This is a genomic window from Neisseria sp. HMSC70E02 (genome assembly GCF_001838645.1).
Lineage (GTDB): Bacteria > Pseudomonadota > Gammaproteobacteria > Burkholderiales > Neisseriaceae > Neisseria > Neisseria macacae.
Map to the genome: position 1 here is coordinate 28,141 of NZ_KV838075.1, position 19,292 is coordinate 47,432.

Annotated in this window: 17 protein-coding genes; 8 read left to right on the forward strand and 9 right to left on the reverse strand. The window is 51.3% G+C overall.

Going from position 1 to position 19,292, the window contains the following annotated elements; all coding sequences use genetic code 11:
- The first annotated feature begins 277 nt into the window (after window positions 1-277).
- The 3 genes from HMPREF3277_RS03195 to fabF all read left to right on the forward strand — a co-directional run bounded on the left by HMPREF3277_RS03195 (window position 278) and on the right by fabF (window position 2,537).
- On the forward strand, window positions 278-643 hold the full coding sequence (locus HMPREF3277_RS03195; protein ID WP_070870022.1) for a cupin domain-containing protein: 366 nt from the start codon (window positions 278-280) through the stop codon (window positions 641-643).
- 235 nt (window positions 644-878) lie between these two features.
- Window positions 879-1,115 (forward strand): acyl carrier protein, encoded by a 237-nt coding sequence (gene acpP, locus HMPREF3277_RS03200; RefSeq protein WP_003742600.1) that lies wholly within the window; start codon window positions 879-881, stop codon window positions 1,113-1,115.
- Between the two features lie 174 nt (window positions 1,116-1,289).
- The gene (gene fabF / locus HMPREF3277_RS03205) at window positions 1,290-2,537 is read left to right on the forward strand and encodes a beta-ketoacyl-ACP synthase II (protein WP_070870023.1); all 1,248 of its coding nucleotides are present in this window, start codon (window positions 1,290-1,292) and stop codon (window positions 2,535-2,537) included.
- A 333-nt stretch (window positions 2,538-2,870) separates the two neighbouring features.
- On the opposite strand, the gene HMPREF3277_RS03210 is transcribed toward fabF, so the two are convergent.
- The gene (locus tag HMPREF3277_RS03210) at window positions 2,871-3,728 is read right to left on the reverse strand and encodes a ParB/RepB/Spo0J family partition protein (RefSeq protein ID WP_003761057.1); all 858 of its coding nucleotides are present in this window, start codon (window positions 3,726-3,728) and stop codon (window positions 2,871-2,873) included.
- A 159-nt stretch (window positions 3,729-3,887) separates the two neighbouring features.
- On the opposite strand from HMPREF3277_RS03210, the gene HMPREF3277_RS03215 reads away from it, so the two are divergent.
- The 3 genes from HMPREF3277_RS03215 (at window position 3,888) to HMPREF3277_RS03225 (ending at window position 8,343) form a co-directional block, all read left to right on the forward strand.
- The gene (locus tag HMPREF3277_RS03215; RefSeq protein WP_070870024.1) at window positions 3,888-4,466 is read left to right on the forward strand and encodes a UbiX family flavin prenyltransferase; all 579 of its coding nucleotides are present in this window, start codon (window positions 3,888-3,890) and stop codon (window positions 4,464-4,466) included.
- A gap of 203 nt (window positions 4,467-4,669) precedes the next feature.
- The gene (gene gyrB, locus HMPREF3277_RS03220) at window positions 4,670-7,060 is read left to right on the forward strand and encodes a DNA topoisomerase (ATP-hydrolyzing) subunit B (protein WP_070870025.1); all 2,391 of its coding nucleotides are present in this window, start codon (window positions 4,670-4,672) and stop codon (window positions 7,058-7,060) included.
- A gap of 332 nt (window positions 7,061-7,392) precedes the next feature.
- Entirely contained in the window at window positions 7,393-8,343 is a 951-nt protein-coding gene (locus tag HMPREF3277_RS03225) for a DUF2167 domain-containing protein (protein ID WP_003775956.1), read from the forward strand.
- Window positions 8,344-8,400: 57 nt separating this feature from the next.
- Here the strand turns inward: HMPREF3277_RS03225 and gltX are convergent, their stop codons facing one another.
- The 3 genes from gltX to arsC all read right to left on the reverse strand — a co-directional run bounded on the left by gltX (window position 8,401) and on the right by arsC (window position 10,960).
- Entirely contained in the window at window positions 8,401-9,795 is a 1,395-nt protein-coding gene (gene gltX, locus HMPREF3277_RS03230) for a glutamate--tRNA ligase (protein WP_070870026.1), read from the reverse strand.
- Between the two features lie 111 nt (window positions 9,796-9,906).
- Window positions 9,907-10,578, reverse strand: a complete 672-nt coding sequence (locus tag HMPREF3277_RS03235) for a YdcF family protein (protein WP_070774852.1) — start codon at window positions 10,576-10,578, stop codon at window positions 9,907-9,909.
- 22 nt (window positions 10,579-10,600) lie between these two features.
- Window positions 10,601-10,960, reverse strand: coding sequence for an arsenate reductase (glutaredoxin) (gene arsC, locus HMPREF3277_RS03240; protein WP_049223220.1), 360 nt, complete (start codon window positions 10,958-10,960; stop codon window positions 10,601-10,603).
- 188 nt (window positions 10,961-11,148) lie between these two features.
- Here arsC and HMPREF3277_RS03245 point away from each other — a divergent pair, with 188 nt between their 5' ends.
- Complete coding sequence (locus HMPREF3277_RS03245) at window positions 11,149-11,631, forward strand: TlpA disulfide reductase family protein (protein WP_003775962.1); 483 nt, start codon at window positions 11,149-11,151, stop codon at window positions 11,629-11,631.
- Window positions 11,632-11,718: 87 nt separating this feature from the next.
- Here the strand turns inward: HMPREF3277_RS03245 and prfB are convergent, their stop codons facing one another.
- The 3 genes from prfB to HMPREF3277_RS13475 form a co-directional block, all read right to left on the reverse strand.
- Window positions 11,719-12,822 carry a peptide chain release factor 2 gene (prfB, locus tag HMPREF3277_RS03250; RefSeq protein ID WP_070870027.1) on the reverse strand — a complete coding sequence of 368 codons (1,104 nt, stop codon included), beginning with the start codon at window positions 12,820-12,822 and terminating at the stop codon, window positions 11,719-11,721.
- Window positions 12,823-12,986: 164 nt separating this feature from the next.
- Entirely contained in the window at window positions 12,987-13,652 is a 666-nt protein-coding gene (locus HMPREF3277_RS03255; RefSeq protein ID WP_070870028.1) for an XAC2610-related protein, read from the reverse strand.
- Between the two features lie 395 nt (window positions 13,653-14,047).
- On the reverse strand, window positions 14,048-15,553 hold the full coding sequence (locus tag HMPREF3277_RS13475) for an SWIM zinc finger family protein (protein WP_094113453.1): 1,506 nt from the start codon (window positions 15,551-15,553) through the stop codon (window positions 14,048-14,050).
- Between HMPREF3277_RS13475 and HMPREF3277_RS14850 the strand changes: the two genes are divergently transcribed.
- Window positions 15,552-15,686 (forward strand): alpha-amylase, encoded by a 135-nt coding sequence (locus tag HMPREF3277_RS14850; protein ID WP_070870029.1) that lies wholly within the window; start codon window positions 15,552-15,554, stop codon window positions 15,684-15,686. The two genes, HMPREF3277_RS13475 and HMPREF3277_RS14850, sit on opposite strands and share 2 nt — an antisense overlap.
- A gap of 133 nt (window positions 15,687-15,819) precedes the next feature.
- Here HMPREF3277_RS14850 and drt2 read toward each other — a convergent pair whose 3' ends face one another.
- Window positions 15,820-17,124, reverse strand: coding sequence for an antiviral reverse transcriptase Drt2 (gene drt2, locus HMPREF3277_RS03270; RefSeq protein WP_070870030.1), 1,305 nt, complete (start codon window positions 17,122-17,124; stop codon window positions 15,820-15,822).
- A 424-nt stretch (window positions 17,125-17,548) separates the two neighbouring features.
- Window positions 17,549-19,292 (reverse strand): DUF3418 domain-containing protein (locus tag HMPREF3277_RS03280; RefSeq protein ID WP_141765176.1); only part of this gene is annotated, 1,744 nt, incomplete at its 5' end.

The following is a 19,292-nucleotide window of genomic DNA, read 5'->3' on the forward strand; positions in this document are numbered from 1 at the left end:
GTTAGGGAGAGGGCAGTAAGCCGCAGGCTTGCATTCGAAACGAAACGAAAACCGCCATACGGAGTCTAATTAAACCGGTTACGAAAACGAATAACGCGGCCATATTCCGCTTTCAGACGACCCAAACCACCCGAAACATATAGTGGATTAAAATAAAAATGAGACAAGACGGTAATGCCCGCTGTGTACAGCTAGAGTACATAAGGGCAGTGGCAGCGCCGTATCATTGCAATTTTGATCTGCCATAAATTTTGTCTGCAACCAAAGGAAAACCATCATGAAAAACATCAAAACCCAACTTTTTGCCGTTCTCCTCGGCCTCTCCGCCGCAGCCGCGCCCGCAGCAGAAACCGCACAAAGCACGGGCAAAGTCTTTGAAGGCGAAAACTACACCGTCATCCGCGAAACCCTGCCCAAAGGCAAGGAAATCCCCCGCCACAACCACCCCGGCCACACCCTGCTGGTTACCCAAACCAAAGGCCGCTCGGTATTTTTGTTTGACGGCGGAAAAAGGCAGGAATTGCGGCCGGGCAGCGTCCTGAAGGCGGACGGCAGCGAATACGTCGCCATCAAAATAACCGACGACAGCGAATTGGTGATTGTGCTGGTGAAGGACGCAGAGAACGGTCGGAACGGAAAATGACATCCGTAAAAGCCGGGATGGGGTGCAAAAATACTAACCGTCTGACGACAAACAAAAACAAATTCCCGCTTGTAGGTTAAAATCAGGCTATGCTAATATGCACAACAACAGGTTTTTCCAGAATAATCTGTGTTAGAATGCAGACTTAGATGGAAAACTCTATCCGAACTCGGTACAATACCGACGAATTTATTTCTCTTAAACAACCCGCCGCAAGGCAAAAGGAACGACTGATATGTCAAACATCGAACAACAAGTTAAGAAAATTGTTGCTGAACAACTGGGCGTAAACGAAGCCGAAGTGAAAAACGAATCTTCCTTCCAAGACGACCTGGGCGCAGATTCTTTGGACACCGTAGAATTGGTTATGGCTTTGGAAGAAGCTTTCGGTTGCGAAATCCCCGATGAAGAAGCCGAAAAAATCACTACCGTACAACTGGCTATCGACTACATCAACGCCCACAACGGCTAATCGGCCGCACCAAACACCCCAGCCTCTGCTGCGTTAGCGCAATAGAGGCTGTTACCTTATATATGTGGGGCAAAATCCGTTATAATAGCCGCCCGGAATCCGATTCCGAACCGCTATTATCATTTTCAGACGGCATCTTGCCGCATCCCACCGAAAACCAACAGCGAGATTATCATGAGTCAGAGAAGAGTAGTCATCACAGGCCTCGGCCAAGTATCACCGGTCGGCAACGACGTCGCCACCGCATGGAGCAACCTGCTCGCAGGCAAAAGCGGCATCGGCCGGATTACCCGCTTTGACGCATCCGACATCAACAGCCAAATCGCCGGCGAAGTGCGCGATTTCGACATCGGCCAATACATCAGCGCGAAAGAAGCTCGCCGCATGGACGTGTTCATCCACTACGGCATCGCCGCCGCGCTGCAAGCCATCAGCGATGCCGGTTTGGACGAATTGGAAAGCCTCGACAAAGACCGTGTCGGCGTGAACATCGGCTCCGGCATCGGCGGTCTGCCCAGCATCGAAGCCACCGGCAAAGCCGTTATCGAAGGCGGCGCACGTAAAATCAATCCTTTCTTTATCCCCGGCTCGCTGATTAACCTGATTGCGGGTCACGTTACCATCCTCAAAGGCTACCGTGGTCCCAGCTACGGCATGGTTTCCGCCTGTACTACCGGCGCGCACTCCATCGGCGACTCCGCCCGACTGATCAAATACGGCGACGCGGACGTGATGATTGCAGGCGGTGCCGAAGGCGCGATCAGCACTTTGGGCGTCGGCGGCTTCGCTGCGATGAAGGCCCTTTCCACCCGCAACGACGATCCCGCCACCGCTTCCCGTCCGTGGGATAAAGGCCGCGACGGCTTCGTTATCGGCGAAGGCGCGGGCGTGCTGGTATTGGAAGAATTGGAACACGCCAAAAAACGCGGCGCGAAAATTTACGCCGAAATCGTCGGCTTCGGCATGAGTTCCGATGCTTACCACATTACCGCTCCGAACGAAGAAGGCCCTGCGTTGGCGGTTACCCGTGCGTTGAAAGATGCCGGACTGAATCCCGAAGACGTCGATTACGTCAACGCACACGGCACGTCCACTCCGCTGGGCGATGCCAACGAAACCAAAGCGCTCAAGCGCGCGCTGGGCGACCATGTCCGCAAAGTCATCGTCAACTCCACCAAATCCATGACCGGCCACTTGCTCGGCGCGGCAGGCGGCGTGGAAGCGCTGTACAGCGTGTTGGCGGTACACGAGCAAAAATCTCCGCCGACCATCAACATCTTCGAACAAGACATCGAAGCAGGCTGCGATTTGGACTACTGCGCCAACGAAGCGCGCGACGCGAAAATCGACGTTGCCATCTCCAATTCCTTCGGCTTCGGAGGTACCAACGGTACGTTGGTGTTCAAACGTTTCAAAGACTGATTGAAGCAGTTTGAAACAAGACAAAAGGTCGTCTGAAAACCTGAAACAAGGGTTTTCAGACGACCTTTTTCATGTTGGCAAACATGGGGCTTATAGTGGATTAAATTTAAATCAGGACAAGGCGCCGAAGCCGCAGACAGTACAGATAGTACGGCACCGATTCACTTGGTGCTTCAGCACCTTAGAGAATCGTTTTCTTTGAGCTAAGGCGAGGTAACGCCGTACTGGTTTAAAGTTAATCCACTATATAGTGAAAAAGCCGGGTTTCGCATCATGCAAAATCCGGCTTGAAAAGCGGTCGAAGAGGCTTTTGGTCGGTATCTGATTGTCGTCTTATGCCTGATAATCGATGCCCAACTGTTTCAGCAGATATTCAAATGTTTCCGGCGTATCAAAGTGGAGGACGATTTTGCCTTTTTTGTGGTTGGTGGTTTTGACTTCCGCGTTAACGCCCAGCCTTTCGGTCAATACATCATTCAGACGACGTATATCGGGGCTGATGGTTTTTTTGATTTCCTGTTTGGTTTGATGGGCGATTTGGCTGCGGCGTTCGACTTCGCGCACCGACCAACCGTTTTTTACCGCTTTTTGCGCCAATTCAAGCTGCTCGACCACGGGCAGGGTCAGCAGGGCGCGGGCGTGTCCCATCTCAAGATGGCGGTGGTAGAGCATTTCTTGGACCGGCTCGGGCAGGCTCAACAGGCGCAGGCTGTTGGAAATGGCGCTGCGGCTTTTGCCGACCGCCTTGGCGATGGTTTCATGAGTCAGTCCGAACTCGTCGGCAAGTCGTTTCAAACCTTGCGCTTCTTCAATCGGGTTTAAGTTTTCGCGTTGCAGGTTTTCAATCAAACCCATTGCCAGCGCAGTTTCGTCGCTGATGGTTTTGATGACGACCGGAATCTCGGTCAGTCCGGCGAGTTGGGATGCGCGCCAGCGGCGTTCGCCGGCGATCAGTTCGTATTGGGACAGGCCGTGTTCGCGCACGATGACCGGCTGGATAACGCCTTGCGCTTTAATCGAATCCGCCAGCTCCTGCAAGGCTTCGTCGTCCATCTGTACCCGCGCCTGATAGCGGCCGGGTTGGATGTCGTTGATGGCGACGGTAGTCAGGCGGTCGCTGCTGCTGTTGTCCACGCCGTTGGAAATCAGGGAATCTAAACCGCGGCCCAAACCGCCTTTTGCTTTTGCCATATCGTGTCCCTTTCAGACGACCCTAAGGATGAAAAAACAGTATTCTATCGGATATTCACAAGCGCCGACAATTTGTATTGCTGTGTTATTCCAAGTGGCGATTTTTACTATAATGAACCCCCTCGGTTATTTTTCAGACGACCCACAGAAAGATTATTTATGACCCGACGCCTGATTATCGGCATCAGCGGTGCCAGCGGTTTCCAATATGGTGTCAAAGCCTTACAGCTTTTGCGTGCACACGACGTCGAAACGCATTTGGTGGTTTCCAAAGGTGCGGAAATGACACGCGCTTTGGAAACGGGCTACACAAAAGAAGAAGTCTATGCGCTCGCCGACGTCGTGTATTCCGTCAACCACATCGGCGAACGCATTGCCAGCGGCTCGTTTAAAACAGACGGGATGTTGATTGCGCCTTGCTCCATGCGGACGCTGGCATCTGTCGCACACGGGTTCGGCGACAATCTGTTGACCCGCGCTGCCGATGTGGTTTTGAAAGAACGCCGGCGCTTAGTGTTGATGGTGCGTGAAGCGCCGTTAAACCTTGCCCATATTGAAAACATGCGCCGAGTGACCGAAATGGGCGGCATTATTTTCCCGCCCATCCCCGCCATGTATCAGCAGCCGAAAACCATTGACGACATCATTACCCATAGCGTGGCACATGCTTTGGACATGTTCGGCATCGAGACCGAGGGCGTACCCAGATGGAACGGCGGACAAACCGAAGCAGACTGAAGACGATGCAGTTTGATAATGGAACTTTGCCGTCCCGAAGCTCGCCGCAAACGTGCTAAGCTGCTGAATTTTCCAGCAGAATCAGGTATAATGGCGGTCTATTTCCGTCCGTCGGACAGCTTGACCGTCCGGGTGGCGCGCCCAACTGTCGTTCAGACGACCTCAGCAGAAATTCTTTTAAAAAAATCTTACAGATAAAGACCATGACTGACCAAAAACACGAAGAATACGGCGCCGACAGCATACAAGTGCTGGAAGGCTTGGAAGCGGTACGCAAACGCCCCGGTATGTATATCGGCGACACGCAGGACGGCAGCGGCCTGCACCACATGGTGTTCGAAGTATTGGACAACGCCATCGACGAAGCACTGGCGGGCCATTGCGACAAAATCACCGTAACCATCCATGCCGATAATTCCGTCAGCGTGGCCGACAACGGGCGCGGTATGCCCACCGGCATCCACCCGAAAGAAGGACGCTCCGCCGCCGAAGTCATCATGACCGTGTTGCACGCGGGAGGTAAGTTCGACAACAACAGCTACAAAATCTCCGGCGGCCTGCACGGCGTGGGCGTGTCCGTCGTCAACGCGCTGTCCGACTGGGTAACGCTGACCATCTACCGCGACGGCAAAGAACACTTCGTCCGCTTCGTGCGCGGCGAAACCGAAGAGCCGTTGAAAGTTGTCGGCGATTCCGACAAAAAAGGCACGACCGTGCGCTTCCTCGCCAGCGCAGAAACCTTCGGCAACGTCGAATACAGCTTCGACATCCTCGCCAAACGCATCCGCGAACTTTCCTTCCTGAACAACGGCGTGGACATCGAATTGATCGACGAGCGCGACGGCAAACACGAAAGCTTCGCCCTTTCCGGCGGTGTGGCCGGGTTCGTGCAATACATGAACCGCAAAAAAACGCCGTTGCACGAAAAAATCTTCTACGCATTCGGCGAGAAAGACGGCATGAGCGTCGAATGTGCGATGCAGTGGAACGACAGCTATCAGGAAAGCGTACAGTGCTTCACCAACAACATCCCGCAGCGCGACGGCGGTACGCACCTGACCGCATTGCGCCAAGTGATGACACGCACCATCAACAGCTACATCGAAGCCAACGAAGTGGCTAAAAAAGCCAAAGTTGAAACCGCAGGCGACGATATGCGCGAAGGTTTGACCTGTGTGTTGTCCGTCAAACTGCCCGACCCTAAATTCTCATCGCAAACCAAAGACAAACTGGTTTCCAGCGAAATCGGCCCCGTCGTCAACGAAGTCATCAACCAAGCCCTGACCGACTTCCTCGAAGAAAATCCGAACGAAGCCAAAATCATCACCAGTAAAATCGTCGATGCCGCGCGCGCGCGCGAAGCCGCCCGCAAAGCCCGCGAAATCACCCGCCGCAAAGGCGTGATGGACGGCTTGGGGCTGCCCGGCAAACTCGCCGACTGCCAAGAAAAAGACCCTGCCTTGTCAGAGCTTTATCTGGTCGAGGGCGATTCCGCAGGCGGTTCCGCCAAACAAGGCCGCGACCGTAAATTCCAAGCCATTTTGCCGCTCAAAGGCAAAATCTTGAACGTCGAAAAAGCCCGTTTTGAAAAAATGCTCGCCAGCCAAGAGGTCGCCACCCTGATTACCGCGCTGGGCGCAGGCATCGGCAAAGAAGAGTTCAACCCCGAAAAACTGCGTTACCACCGCATCATCATCATGACCGATGCCGACGTGGACGGCGCGCACATCCGCACCCTGCTCCTGACCTTCTTCTACCGCCAAATGCCCGAACTGGTCGAACGCGGCTACATCTACATCGCCCAGCCGCCGCTCTACAAAGCCAAATACGGCAAGCAGGAGCGTTACCTCAAAGACGAGCTTGAAAAAGACCAATGGTTGCTCGGCCTCGCTTTGGAAAAAGCCAAAATCGTTTCAGACGGCCGCACCATCGAAGGCGCAGAACTTGCCGATACCGCCAAACAATTCCTGTTGGCGAAAACCGTTATCGAACAGGAAAGCCGCTTCGTCGACGAACTCGTCCTGCGCGCCATGCTGCACGCGTCGCCCATCGATTTGACGTCGTCTGAAAACGCCGATAAAGCCGTTGCCGAACTTTCCGGTCTGCTCGACGAAAAAGAAGTCGCCCTCGAACGCATCGAAGGACACGAAAGCAACCGCTTCATCAAAATCACCCGCAAGCTGCACGGCAACGTCATGGTCAGCTACATCGAACCCAAGTTCCTCAACAGCAAAGCCTACCAAACCCTTACCCAAACCGCCGCCGCGCTGAAAGGCCTGGTCGGCGAGGGTGCCAAGCTCTACAAAGGCGAGAACGAGTACGACGTGGACAGCTTTGAAACCGCACTGAACATCCTGCTGCAAAACGCCCAAAAAGGCATGTCCATCCAACGATACAAAGGTTTGGGCGAGATGAACCCCGAGCAGCTTTGGGAAACTACGATGGATCCCGCAGTGCGCCGTTTGTTGAAAGTGCGCATCGAAGACGCCATCGCCGCCGACGAAGTATTCGTTACCCTGATGGGCGACGAAGTCGAACCGCGCCGCGCCTTCATCGAAAACAACGCCCTGATTGCGCAAAATATTGATGCTTGATAGGAGCTGAAACATGAAATGGTCGTCTGAAAATGGGGATTTCCGGTTTTCAGACGACCTTTTTGATTGGTGGGAACGTTGCGGCGTCATGCCGTATGAAATATTTGAATCATGTGGTTTGTTGCTCTGATAATCCACTATAAAACGCCACTGTCTGTACCTTTGGGTAACAAATTGCGACCAATCGGAAATTTTATCCGCATTTTTTTCAAATCATAGGCATATTGATATGCAAACGTAGTTTGATTATTGCAAACTTCCTTCTTGGGTCACGCCGGAGCGTATGGTGTTTCGGCTGTCCGCATTTTTTAACTCATTTTTATGGAAACCCCATGATGAAAAGCAACCGTCTTGCCTGCGCTGTTTTGGCAGCCTTGTTATCCCTCCAAACCTTGCCTGCGTATGCCGCCAAACCAGATACTGCTTCAGCCGTCGAAGCATCTGCGCCAAACTCGAAAAATGCTTCAACTGTTTCAGAGGACGAGATCGCCAAACAAACAATCACCGGCCCGGCAGTTATCGACTTGGGCAACCAGGCAAAACTGAAACTGCCCGCCAAAATGGTCTTTATTAAAAAAGATGCCGCCAATAGCTTGATGGAAGAATGGGGTAATGGCACAAATCCCGACCGCTACGGGCTGATTATTCCGGAGCAAAAAAATAAAGACAGCGCAGCCCCTTGGTGGGTCGATTTGAATTTCAATGATTCAGGTTACATCAAAGACGACGATGCCAAAGAATGGGATGTCGAAGGCATGCTCAAGCAGCTGAAAGAAGGTTCTGAGGAGCAAAACAAAGAACGTGCCGCCCGCAACCTGCCTGAATTGGAAACGCGCGGCTGGGTGGAAAAACCGCAATATGATGCGGCTACCCATCGCCTGATTTGGTCGATTGACGTTTGGGAGAAAAACAAACCCGACCAAAATCCTGCCATCAACTACAACACTTACCAGCTCGGCCGCGAAGGCTTTATCCAACTGACCATGGTCACCGATTTGAACAGCGTAGACCAATACAAACCTATCGCACGGGAATTATTGGGCAATATCGAATTCAACGAAGGCAAGCGTTACAGCGATTTCAATGCCGCGACCGACAAAGTGGCGGAATACGGATTGGCTGCCTTAGTCGGCGGATTGGCTGCGAAAAAACTGGGCTTGTTGGCTCTTGCAGGCGCATTGCTCGCCAAATTCGGCAAATTGATTGCTGTCGGCGTGATTGGGGCAGGCGCGCTGTTTAAAGGCTTATGGCGCAAAAAAGATAAAAATCAAAGCGAAGAATAAGTTTCTGCGAAACTAAAAAAGGTCGTCTGAACATTTTCAGACGACCTTTTCAACGTTTTAAGAACGAATCCGTTTCAACACTTCTTCCTTACTGATTAATGCCAACACGGCATCGACGCTGGGGGTTTTCGCCGTGCCGCAGACGGCGAGGCGCAGGGGCATGCCGAGTTTGCCCATTTTGATGCCTTCTTCGTCGCAGAAGGGTTTGAACAGGTCGTGGATGGCTTCGGCGTTCCAGTCTTCCAGCCCTTCGAGGCGTTCGGCGAAGCGCAGCATACGGGCGGCGGCTTCGTCGTCCCAATGTTTCTGCACGTCCGCTTCGGCGGGCGTTTGTTTGACGTAGAAGTAGAGGCACTCGTCGGCGAGGGTGTTCAGGTCTTGTGCGCGGTCTTTGACCAATGCCAACACGTCTTCCAACGCGGGTTTTGCCGTGTCGTAAATGTCGCGCAGGGCGAGGCGGGGTTTGACGAGTTCGGCAAGTTTCTCGTTGGGCGTGATTTTGATGTGTTCGCCGTTTATCCAGTAGAGCTTTTTCAAGTCCATGCGGCTTGGAGACGGGGAAACGTCTTTCAAATCAAACCATTCGATGAATTGTTCCATCGTGAAAAATTCGTCGTCGCCGTGCGCCCAGCCCAAACGCGCCAGATAGTTGAGCATGGCTTCGGGCAGGATGCCCATCGCGCCGAAATCGGTAATGGCGACGGTATCGCCGCTGCGTTTGGAGATTTTTTTGCCTTGTTCGTTGAGAATCATGGGCAGGTGGCCGTATTCGGGCAGGTTCGCGCCGATGGCTTTTAAGATGTTGATTTGTTTTGGGGTGTTGTTCACATGGTCGTCGCCGCGGATAACGTGGGTAACGCCCATGTCGTAGTCGTCCACGACGACGCAGAAGTTGTAGGTCGGCGTGCCGTCGGCGCGGGCGATAATCAGGTCGTCGAGCGCTTCATTGGGGATGGAGATTTCACCTTTGACCAAGTCTGTCCATTTGGTGACGCCGTCCAAAGGCGTTTTGAAGCGGACGACGGGTTGCACGTCGGCAGGGATTTCGGGCAGGGTTTTGCCTGCTTCGGGGCGCCAGCGGCGGTCGTAAGTCGCCGTGCCTTCTTTTTCCGCTTTCTCGCGCATGGCTTCCAGCTCTTCTTTGCTGCAATAGCAGTAGTAGGCGGCGCCTTTTTCCAAGAGTTCGGCGATGACTTCTTTATAGCGGTCGAAACGGCGGGTTTGGTACACGACGTTGTCGGCGTTGTCGTAATCGAGACCGACCCATTTCATGCCGTCGAGGATGATGTTGACGGATTCGGCGGTGGAACGCGCCAAGTCGGTGTCTTCGATACGCAATAGGAACTCGCCTTTGTGATGGCGGGCAAACGCCCATGAAAACAAGGCGGTGCGCACGCCGCCGATGTGCAGGTAGCCGGTGGGGCTGGGGGCGAAACGGGTTTTGACGGTCATGATGGCTCCAGAATCTTTTAAAACGGGTATTTTACTGTTTTTAGACGGAATCGGACAATGAAAGGTCGTCTGAAAACCTCAAAATTCGGTTTTCAGACGACCTTTTTTCCTTTATTCGTCTTCTGTTTTACTCATTGTCAGCCAGTCCCAAAAGTTTTCGCTCCATTTGCCGATGCGGTAGAGGAAGAGGGCGTAGCTTTCTTGAAGCAGGAATTTGTTTTTTTCCTTGCTTTGGTCGAACCGCGTGGTCGGCGTGGCGGAGATGTAGGCTTCGATGTCGAGGTCGGAGGCGATTTCGAGGGCGCGGGCGAGGTGGTAGGGGTCGCTGACGATGATGATGCTTCCGATGCCTTCGGCGCGCAGTATCGGGCGGATGTTGCGGATGTTTTCGTAGGTGTTGCGCGAGGTATTTTCAAAGAGGATGTTGTGCGCGGGTATGCCTTGTTTGAGGGCGTAGCGCCGACCAACTTCGGCTTCGGTCATGTAGCCTTTTTTGGGTGTTCCGCCGGTGAAAACGATTTTTTCGACGCGGTGGCTTTGGTAGAGGGTGATGGCGTGGTTGATTCGTTCTCGGAAGATGGGCGAGGGCCGTTTGTCCCATGCGGCGGCACCGAGCACAAGGGCGGCATCGGCGCGGACATGACGCGGCAGCGGCTGCGAGCCGGTGTGGTACACCTGCCATGCGCCCTCGCCGAATATGCCGAGTACCAACAGGATACTCAGGCCTATGCCGCGAAAGAGGTAGTAGCGCAAGCCGTTGCGGCTGCGAAACAGGGAAATCATGTAGAGACGGCCTTCCCGCGCTTCAGTCCAACAAGGCTTCGATGTTTTCGAGCGGTCTGCCGATGGCGGCTTTGTCCCGTGTGGTCAGGATGGGGCGTTCGAGCAGGGCAGGGTGGGCGGCGATGGCTTCGAGCAGAGCTTGGTTGTCGAGGTCGGGCTTATCCAAACCGAGTTCTTTGTACAAGTCGTCTTTGACGCGCATCATACCGCGTACAGACTCCAAGCCCAGCTTGGCGAAAATGTCTTTCAGTGTCGCCAAGTCGGGCGGGGTGTCGAGGTATTTGACGACTTCGGCTTTGATGCCGCGCGCTTCGAGCAGGTCGAAAGCGGCGCGCGATTTGCTGCAACGCGGATTGTGGTAGAGCGTGAATTCAGACGACATAGGGTTCTCCAATGTTTTTAGATTTTGCTGATGGGCTTTATTATCGGCTGCCTTGGCGATTTCCTCAACTTATCACCCAATAATCGTCATTTTTTACCGCTAAAATCCAACATCTTCATTTTCTCCATAGACAGCACGCTGAAAGGGGTTACAATGCCATCATCTGATTGATGCAAAGGATGGAACTTATGAAAAAATTATTGCTTGCCTCTGTTTTGATGACTGCCGCCCTGTCTGCCCCTGCGTTTGCCGCCGACCCGCTGGCGGGCTGGAACGACAACAAACCGCAAAGCCTGCAATCGCTCAAAGCCCCCGTGCGCGTGGTGAACCTGTGGGCGACCTGGTGCGGTCCGTGCCGTAAGGAAATGCCTGCTATGTCCGCATGGTACAAAGCGCAGAAAAAAGGCAGCGTCGATATGGTCGGCATCGCATTGGATACTTCCGACAACATCGGCAAATTCCTGAAACAAACCCCCGTCAGCTATCATGTTTGGCGCTATACCGGCGCGGACAGCCGCAATTTCATGAAGTCTTACGGCAACAACGTCGGCGTATTGCCGTTCACCGTCGTCGAAGCCCCGAAATGCGGCTACAAACAAACCATCACCGGCGAAGTCAACGAAAAAAGCCTGACCGCCGCCGTCAATGCGGCTAAAGAGAAATGTAAATAAATCGGGCTAAACCGAACTGAGAAAACAAAAAGGTCGTCTGAAAACCGAAATCTTTGGTTTTCAGACGACCTTTTGATATTTTGAGGTTTACACGCCCTGTTTCAGGCTGGCTTCGATGAAACCGTCCAAATCGCCATCCAATACGGCTTTGGTGTTGCCGACTTCGTAGCCTGTGCGCAAGTCTTTGATGCGTGAGGAGTCCAAGACGTACGAACGGATTTGGCTGCCCCAACCCACATCGGACTTGCCTTCTTCCAACGCTTGTTTCTCTTCGTTGCGTTTGCGCATTTCCAATTCATACAGTTTGGATTTCAACATTTCCATCGCAGCGGCTTTGTTGGCGTGTTGCGAACGGTCGTTTTGACATTGCACCACAATCCCTGTCGGCTCGTGGGTAATACGCACGGCAGAGTCGGTTTTGTTGATGTGCTGACCGCCCGCGCCCGATGCGCGATAGGTGTCGATTCGCAAATCGGCGGGGTTGATTTCGATTTCGATGGAATCGTCGATTTCGGGATAGACGAACACGGAGGCAAACGAGGTGTGGCGTTTGTTGTTCGAGTCAAACGGCGAGTAACGCACTAGGCGGTGAACGCCGGTTTCGGTGCGCAAGAGGCCGTAGGCGTATTCGCCTTCCACGCGGATGGTGGCGCGGTTGATGCCCGCGATTTCGCCGTCGTCTTCTTCAAGGATTTCGATTTTGAAGCCTTTGCGTTCGGCGTAGCGGCTGTACATGCGGAACAGCATACCCGCCCAGTCTTCCGCTTCCGTACCGCCCGCGCCTGCGGTGATGTCGATAAAACAGTTGTTCGGGTCGGCGGGCTGGTTGAACATCCGCTTGAATTCCAAATCCGCCATCTGTTTTTCCAGTCCTGCCACGTCTTCCTGCACGGCGGCGAAACCTTCTTCGTCGTTTTCCTCGACGGCCATTTCAATCAGCATGCGGTTGTCTTCGATGCCCGTCGCAATGTTGTCGAGCGTCAACACGATGCCTTCGAGGATTTTGCGCTCTTTGCCGATTTCTTGGGCGCGTTTGGGGTCATTCCACAGCTCAGGGTCTTCGGAAAGGCCGATGACTTCTTCCAATCGGTCCTTCTTGCCCTGATAATCCATATAGACGCGGATGTCTTCGCTGCGCTTTTCCAAATCGTTCAGGGTGTTGTTGAGCTGGTTGATTACTTCGGCTTCCATGATTCTTGTGTTCTTTCAAAATTTTAGGGGCGTATTGTAAGGGATTTGCGGGCTTTTTTCTATGATAAAGGTCGTCTGAAAACCTGAATCTCAAGTTTTCAGACGACCTTTGCGTTTGCATTATCCGCCAGCTATGTGGCGGATTCATATCCGGTCTGACCGGATTATTTATTCAGACGCTGCCATTGTGCGGGAGTGTAGGTTCGGGTAGTGGTTTTCTCGTTGCCACGACGGTCGGTTCGGGTTTCCGTTACCACGACCTTGTCCTCGTCAGAGGTATCGACTGAACGGGAGTAGAACAACGTCAGAATATACTCGGGGCTGTAACGGTAGCGTTCTTCGATACGGATACAACAGTCGACTTCATTCGTCACAATCAGGGCTTTTTGTTTGTTGTCGACGCGGAACATCCCCATGTAATTCTTGGTCAATTCAGTCAGTGAATAACTTTGGCTAAAATCACCATACTCGCCTTGCTCGTAGATGTCGTATGTAGGAGAGTTTTTAGGGCCTTTATTGCCGGTTGCAACGGCAATATCCTTGCGTCCGTCAAAGGTGAAGTCTTTCATAATCAAAGGGCTTTTTGCCGCAGAGATTTTGCTGCCTTCGCCGCGTTCAAATATCAGGTCGTCACTCTTAAAAACATTTGTGGTTTCCTTCTTAGGGTGATACAAAAACACCGCGCCTTTGCCGCCGCAATGATTGTCTTTGCAGCCCTCGACAGAAATATGCGCCTGCCAGCCGTCGGGCAGATCGGTCACACGGAAAAATTCTTTTGCCTGAGCGCCGGCAGCGGCGAAAAGAGCAAATAGCATGAGGTATTTTTTCATCAAAGTTCCTTTACGTTTAACCCCGACCGGGTAATGAAATCAAAATTATGCAGAAGAGTAACCCTCTTCATGTCAGGCAGCAAGGGCAATTAAGCCAAACAGGTATTCTTTCATAATTTTCTTATCCTTGCTTTACAAAATGACAAAAGGTCGTCTGAAAGCAGGAAAGGTTTATAGATAGGCGGGAAAGCGTTGTGTACATGATGGCACGATTGGCGGCGTAGCTTATTCGGAAGTATTGCACATGGTATGTAAAGGTCGTCTGAAAATGAGTTTCAGACGACCTTTGGTTTGGTAGGGAAGGGGGAGTTTAGAAAGGCTGCACGCAGATTCCAGGTTTTGTGTGATTTGCTGGTGTGTGAAAGTGCGACGCGCCCAATCCAACCTCCTGCCGCCTAAAACCCCGCCCGAGCCAACTCCTCCAGCAGCGCTGGCCGGCGCGGTTTGTCGCTATATCGTTCCCTGATCTCGTCGGCAAAGTCTTCCATTGCCTGCCGTTGTGCGGAATATTGACGGCGGAGGGTCTTTAATTGGTTCAAGAGCTGGCGGTATTGCTTACGGTTGCTTGCTTCGTCGATTTCAACCGCAAAGATTTTCAGGTAGCAAGCCACGATTTGATCGTGATACGGCTCGGGGAAAGACGGGGCAAAACGTTCCATCATGTACAACGAAAGATGTTGCTGCAATAGGGCGAGCAGCAGATCGAATTCCCGTTCATGCTCCAATATTTCAGCTTGCAGCGAATATTGACCCGACAAGCGCGCAAGCAGGCGGTTGAATTCATCCGGCCATTCGGCGGCGGAAAACGTGGCTTTCCATGCCTCGTAATGCGGCAACGAAAGGCTGGTGGAAAACGCCAAATCCGCTGCGATTTCGCGTACATTTTTACCGGTTTCCTTCAATACATCAAAAAGTTGCAGCTTCCATTTGTGCATTGTGCCGAGTGTTCCTTCAGCTTCGGCAATGCTGATGCCTTCGCGCAAGAGGCGTTCCGCTTCCGCCCGATCTTGCTGCCCGACTGCTTGTTCTACCGCAATTTGTCTGAATTTCGGCAGGCGCAGATGTCGTCTGAAATAATCCTGCGCGGCAGCAGTATCGCCTTTCTCCTGCAAAACCTGCCAACCCTCAAATGCCCAAAATTCATGTTCCCAACCCGACTCGGTAACAGCCAAACGTTTAGCCACATAATCTTGCCACGCCTGCCATTCGCCGTGCAGCCGCCAGATTCGGGCGCGGATTTGGTAGATTTTATTGCCAGCCTCCGAGAAATCAAAATAGCGGCTGTCGTCCAAACATTTGTCCAAAAAATTAATCAAACGCTTCGGGACGTTTTCCATGACCGCCTCTTCCAGCAGATCGATTGCCATATACATAGCATCGCCCAACATACCGTCCGAATCGTCCGCCTTTTCAAAAGCATCCTGCAAACGCGGTATCAACAGAGGCAAAGCCTGCTGCAACGCCGCCGTCCCCTCCTGCGCCACATCTTCCAACCAGTTTTGCAGCCTGAAGCCCAAATCAGCGGCTTCGTAGTAATCATAATATCGGGTTCGGGAAAAGATTTTGGAGAGCTGCTGCCGATACGGATTGCCGTCCTTTTTAGGCTGCTGCGTGTCAGATTCGTCCGGCTGCCCGTCCGGCGTTTGGGCGCGCACCGCATACCACAACGCCGCCATATGCTTGCACGCCCCGCCATAAGGACAATCGCAGCCCCCGTCCTTAATGTACAAATCACTATCCAGCTTCAGCCATACCGAATAGTTTTCCGAACCGCACACCTCCGCCCGATAACGCCCGGCGGAAGTTTTTTGGACATCGCGAACCTTGCCCTGCTGAAAATACAACAGGCCGCGTTCGGCGATATGGGGCGGGAACAGGTGGAGCGGATGGGTACGGGGCATGGTTGGTTTCCAAGAAGTTGTTGAAATATGGGAAGTTTACTGGTTTGGGCGACGTTTGGGGAGAGGGTGGTGGGAATTCTTTTTTGGCAAAGTGGCAAAAGGTCGTCTGAAAATGGGTTTCAGACGACCTTAGGTTTGGGTGGAAAAAGAAATAGCTTAGAAGACCGTCCTTACACCACAGGATTTACAGTTTGCCCGATTTACGGGTAGAAGATGAGACAACAGGGATGCGCGCGTTTGTAGTCTACGGCTTCTTATGAATTTAATCAGTTTTTAATTCTATATTGTAGTCTTTTCCATAAAGGTTTTAATTGTTTTCTGATTTGTGGAGACTCCATAATCTCGGCAGCTTTTCGCGCATAAGAGATAAAATTTCTTCTGCCAAAATGTGAGTAGGTTGAGTATAATTTTTTCTTAAATAATTGTCGGTTAAGAAGATTCTTTTTAGATCGAATAATATTGTATTTTCTTTGAGTTTGTTTAGCTAAACTAACCCCACGTTTCATCTTTTTTGAATATTTTGTAAATGCAGCAGGGCGAATAGTAATAGATTCGTCTTTTAAAATAAACCCTAAATACTGAAGTTTTTTATTATTAATAACTTTTCGTTTGTTATTATCATAACCAAAAGTAATAATTTCTGTTTTTGTTGGATGAATTTCTAGTTTTAGCTTCATAATTTCTTTTAGAACTAAATTATGAATTTCACTTACTTGTGGTGTTGGGATAATACATAAAATATCATCACAATATCTTAGGTATAATCCACCTAATTTGCTAATTTGATTTTGACAAAAATCATCAAAATCAAGCATGTAGATATTAGATAATAACGCACTAATCGGAGAGCCTTGAGGTATTCCTTTATTTTTATTCGGTATAAATAAATTTTGATCTGGAAAATCTAAAGAAAGTTTATGTTTTTTTCTAAATAATCTAAATTCTTTTGGAGTGCAAATTCTTTTTCTATTATCACTTCTTGGAGTGTGAGGGGATATTTTAAATTCTTTGAATAAAATATTTTTTGATATTGTTGTGTATTGGGTAATAGCTTTAAACACAGCAAAGTGATCATTGGGCAAAGTCTCTTCTCCCAATAATTTGCACCACTGCTTCTTCAGAATTTTATGATCTAGGTTGCCAAAAAAATCAGATATATCTAATGCGATTACAGAACAATTTTTTGCTTGTTTTATATAATTAAATGCTTGTTCAGCAAAATTGATATTATTTTTACCTAATTTTCTAAAGGCTAATACTGAGTTGTTGATATTAATATAGTTATTATTTAAAAGCTGCTCATACTTTTTGTTTAAAATATAAGCATAGTAGCTAAAAATATGACTATCTTTATGAGATGCATAAGAAATTACGCGTTTTTTAGGATCTCGAACCAGTTTTCCTTGAGCATTCTTTTTTAATTTTGGAACTGATAACGTGCATGAAATAAATGGATAAAAACTGTGTTTTGCAACGCGTTCAGGACATGAAACAAGCTCATTTGCTTTTTTTAAGCTGATAGGGGTATCAAAATGTAGATACCCTCGCATTTTAAACCAAGGTGAATCCATATATCTTTGTGATGAATGAACAGAAAAGCAAAACTAAGGGCTTAGGATTGCGGTAGTCCCTAACCACTTAAGTAGTTAACAGCCCTCAGTATAGCCAAGCACCCTCAATTAAGGAGCACCATTTTGCATACCATTGTATGACAACAATTTTACGCAGACCGCTAATATGCTAAAGATGAATTATAATCAAACAGATATAATCACCAAGGAGTTCGGTATGACAATAGTCTATGCCATGCGTTTCCTGTTGGTAATACTGTCATGGTCTATGGCAACTTTCGAAGCCTATAATGACCTTGACAGTCTGCTGACAACCCCACTCCCTAATATGAAGTGAGCAATTAGATTATATCAATATTTGATTAATAACAGGAAGAAATATTTCAAACACAAATACAGAAGATTAAAAATAATGTTGGGCATGCTATCTGATTTCATTCCACTCCTTCATCAACCTCTTCACCGACACCGGATACGGTGTCTTCAATTCCTGCGCGAACAGCGACACTCTCAATTCTTCAATCATCCATCTAAACGCGGCGAGGTCGTCTGAAATGGGTAGTCCTTGTTTCACTAAGCTGTCGGTTTTTTCCTGCCACATTTGTTCCAATTCCTGTATGTCGGCTTCGCGGGCTGCGTCGCGGGCGGGGTTGCCGCTGTATTTTTCAAGGCGCAGGGTCATGGCTTTGAGGTAGATGGGGAGGCGCGGCCATTGTGCCCACGGGGTGCGGGTGGCGAAGCCGGCAGCGAGCAGGGTTTGCAGGCGTTGGCGCAGGAGGTGGGTGAGCGGGTGTTTGCCGAGTTTGCCGTTCAGTTCGGCGTAGGCGGCGGCGGTTTCCTGCAAGTAGCGGCTGAGGGCTTCTTTGACGGCGGGCAGGCGGCTGCGGGCGCGTTTGATTTGTTCTTTGAAGGCTTTTTCGTTGCGCGGCAGCTCGTCTTCGCCGATAAAGGCGCGGTCGCAGACGGCTTGGGTGATGTCGTCGCGCAGGGTGTCGGCGTTGATGTGTTTGAGCAGCATGGCGGCTTGGGTGAAGCCTTGGATGCCTTTGTTCAGGTCTTTAACTTGTTCTTTTAGTTGTAGTTTCATGAGTTCGATCACGCCTAATCTGTGGGCTTGTTCGGCGGCGGCAGATGTGTCGAACAGGCGCAGGGCGATGCGGCCGTCTTTTTCTTTTTGCAGGCCGAGGTAGCCGGTGAGCTGTTGTTTGCCGCGGGCGAATTTGATGGATTCGGGCAGGGTGCCGATGTCCCATGTGGTAACGTTGTCGCGCTCGAATTCTTGGGTGTTGTCGCGGAAGGTGGTGGCGGCGGCTTTGCCAAGTTGTTGTTGGATTTGGATTAAATCGCGCCCCATGGCTAATTCTTGCCCGCCGTCGTCGATGATGCGGAGGTTGAAGTAGCAGTGTTCGGGCAGCCTGAACGCGGCCCACTCGTCTTGGTTGATTTGCTCCAGTATGCGGATGTCGCCTGCGGTTTTGGCGATGGCTTGGGCGAGCTGGGGCAGGATGGGGGCGTTGCGGTCGGGGTTTTGGCTTAAAAATTGGGTGATGAATTCGGGCACGGGCACGCAGATTCGGCGAATTTGTTTGGGCAGCGCTTTGATTTGTAGCTGGATTTTTTCGCGTATCATGCCGGGCACGAGCCATTCGAGGGCGGCGGGGCTGATGCGGTTGAGCACGGTGAGCGGCAGGGTGAGGGTAACGCCGTCGAGCGGGTGGTGCGGCTCGAAGCGGTAGCTGAGTTTGAATTTGCCGTCTGCGGTTTGCCAGTGTTTGGGGAATTGTTCTTCGGTGATGTGCGCGGCGGCGTGCTGCATGAGGTCGTCGCGGCTGAGGAACAGCAGGCGCGGGTTGTCGCGCTCGGCGGTTTTGAGCCAGGCTTGGAAGGTGCGGATGTCGGCGAGAGGGAGGGGTTTCAGACGGCCTTTTGGGGGTGCAGGCTGCTTTTTGGGTTTGGGGTCGTCTGAAACCGTTGAAACTGCGGCACTTTGTTCCCTCTCCTGCGGGAGAGGGTTAGGGAGAGGGCTTGCTGAGGTTGCAGAAAAGTTGGTTTGGGCGGCAACTGTTTTGCCCTCTCCCCGGCCCTCCCCCACGGGGGAGGGAGAGGATCGCTGCAGATTTGTAGGATGCAGGCTGTCTGAAACCGTTGAAACTGCGGCACTTTGTTCC

Coding starts and splice junctions, on each gene's coding strand:
- HMPREF3277_RS03195 (WP_070870022.1), top strand. CDS start 278: ATGAAAAACATCAAAACCCAACTTTTTGCCGTTCTCCTCGGCCTCTCC.
- acpP (WP_003742600.1), top strand. CDS start 879: ATGTCAAACATCGAACAACAAGTTAAGAAAATTGTTGCTGAACAACTG.
- fabF (WP_070870023.1), top strand. CDS start 1,290: ATGAGTCAGAGAAGAGTAGTCATCACAGGCCTCGGCCAAGTATCACCG.
- HMPREF3277_RS03210 (WP_003761057.1), bottom strand. CDS start 3,728: ATGGCAAAAGCAAAAGGCGGTTTGGGCCGCGGTTTAGATTCCCTGATT.
- HMPREF3277_RS03215 (WP_070870024.1), top strand. CDS start 3,888: ATGACCCGACGCCTGATTATCGGCATCAGCGGTGCCAGCGGTTTCCAA.
- gyrB (WP_070870025.1), top strand. CDS start 4,670: ATGACTGACCAAAAACACGAAGAATACGGCGCCGACAGCATACAAGTG.
- HMPREF3277_RS03225 (WP_003775956.1), top strand. CDS start 7,393: ATGATGAAAAGCAACCGTCTTGCCTGCGCTGTTTTGGCAGCCTTGTTA.
- gltX (WP_070870026.1), bottom strand. CDS start 9,795: ATGACCGTCAAAACCCGTTTCGCCCCCAGCCCCACCGGCTACCTGCAC.
- HMPREF3277_RS03235 (WP_070774852.1), bottom strand. CDS start 10,578: ATGATTTCCCTGTTTCGCAGCCGCAACGGCTTGCGCTACTACCTCTTT.
- arsC (WP_049223220.1), bottom strand. CDS start 10,960: ATGTCGTCTGAATTCACGCTCTACCACAATCCGCGTTGCAGCAAATCG.
- HMPREF3277_RS03245 (WP_003775962.1), top strand. CDS start 11,149: ATGAAAAAATTATTGCTTGCCTCTGTTTTGATGACTGCCGCCCTGTCT.
- prfB (WP_070870027.1), bottom strand. CDS start 12,822: ATGGAAGCCGAAGTAATCAACCAGCTCAACAACACCCTGAACGATTTG.
- HMPREF3277_RS03255 (WP_070870028.1), bottom strand. CDS start 13,652: ATGAAAAAATACCTCATGCTATTTGCTCTTTTCGCCGCTGCCGGCGCT.
- HMPREF3277_RS14850 (WP_070870029.1), top strand. CDS start 15,552: ATGGTTGGTTTCCAAGAAGTTGTTGAAATATGGGAAGTTTACTGGTTT.
- HMPREF3277_RS13475 (WP_094113453.1), bottom strand. CDS start 15,553: ATGCCCCGTACCCATCCGCTCCACCTGTTCCCGCCCCATATCGCCGAA.
- drt2 (WP_070870030.1), bottom strand. CDS start 17,124: ATGGATTCACCTTGGTTTAAAATGCGAGGGTATCTACATTTTGATACC.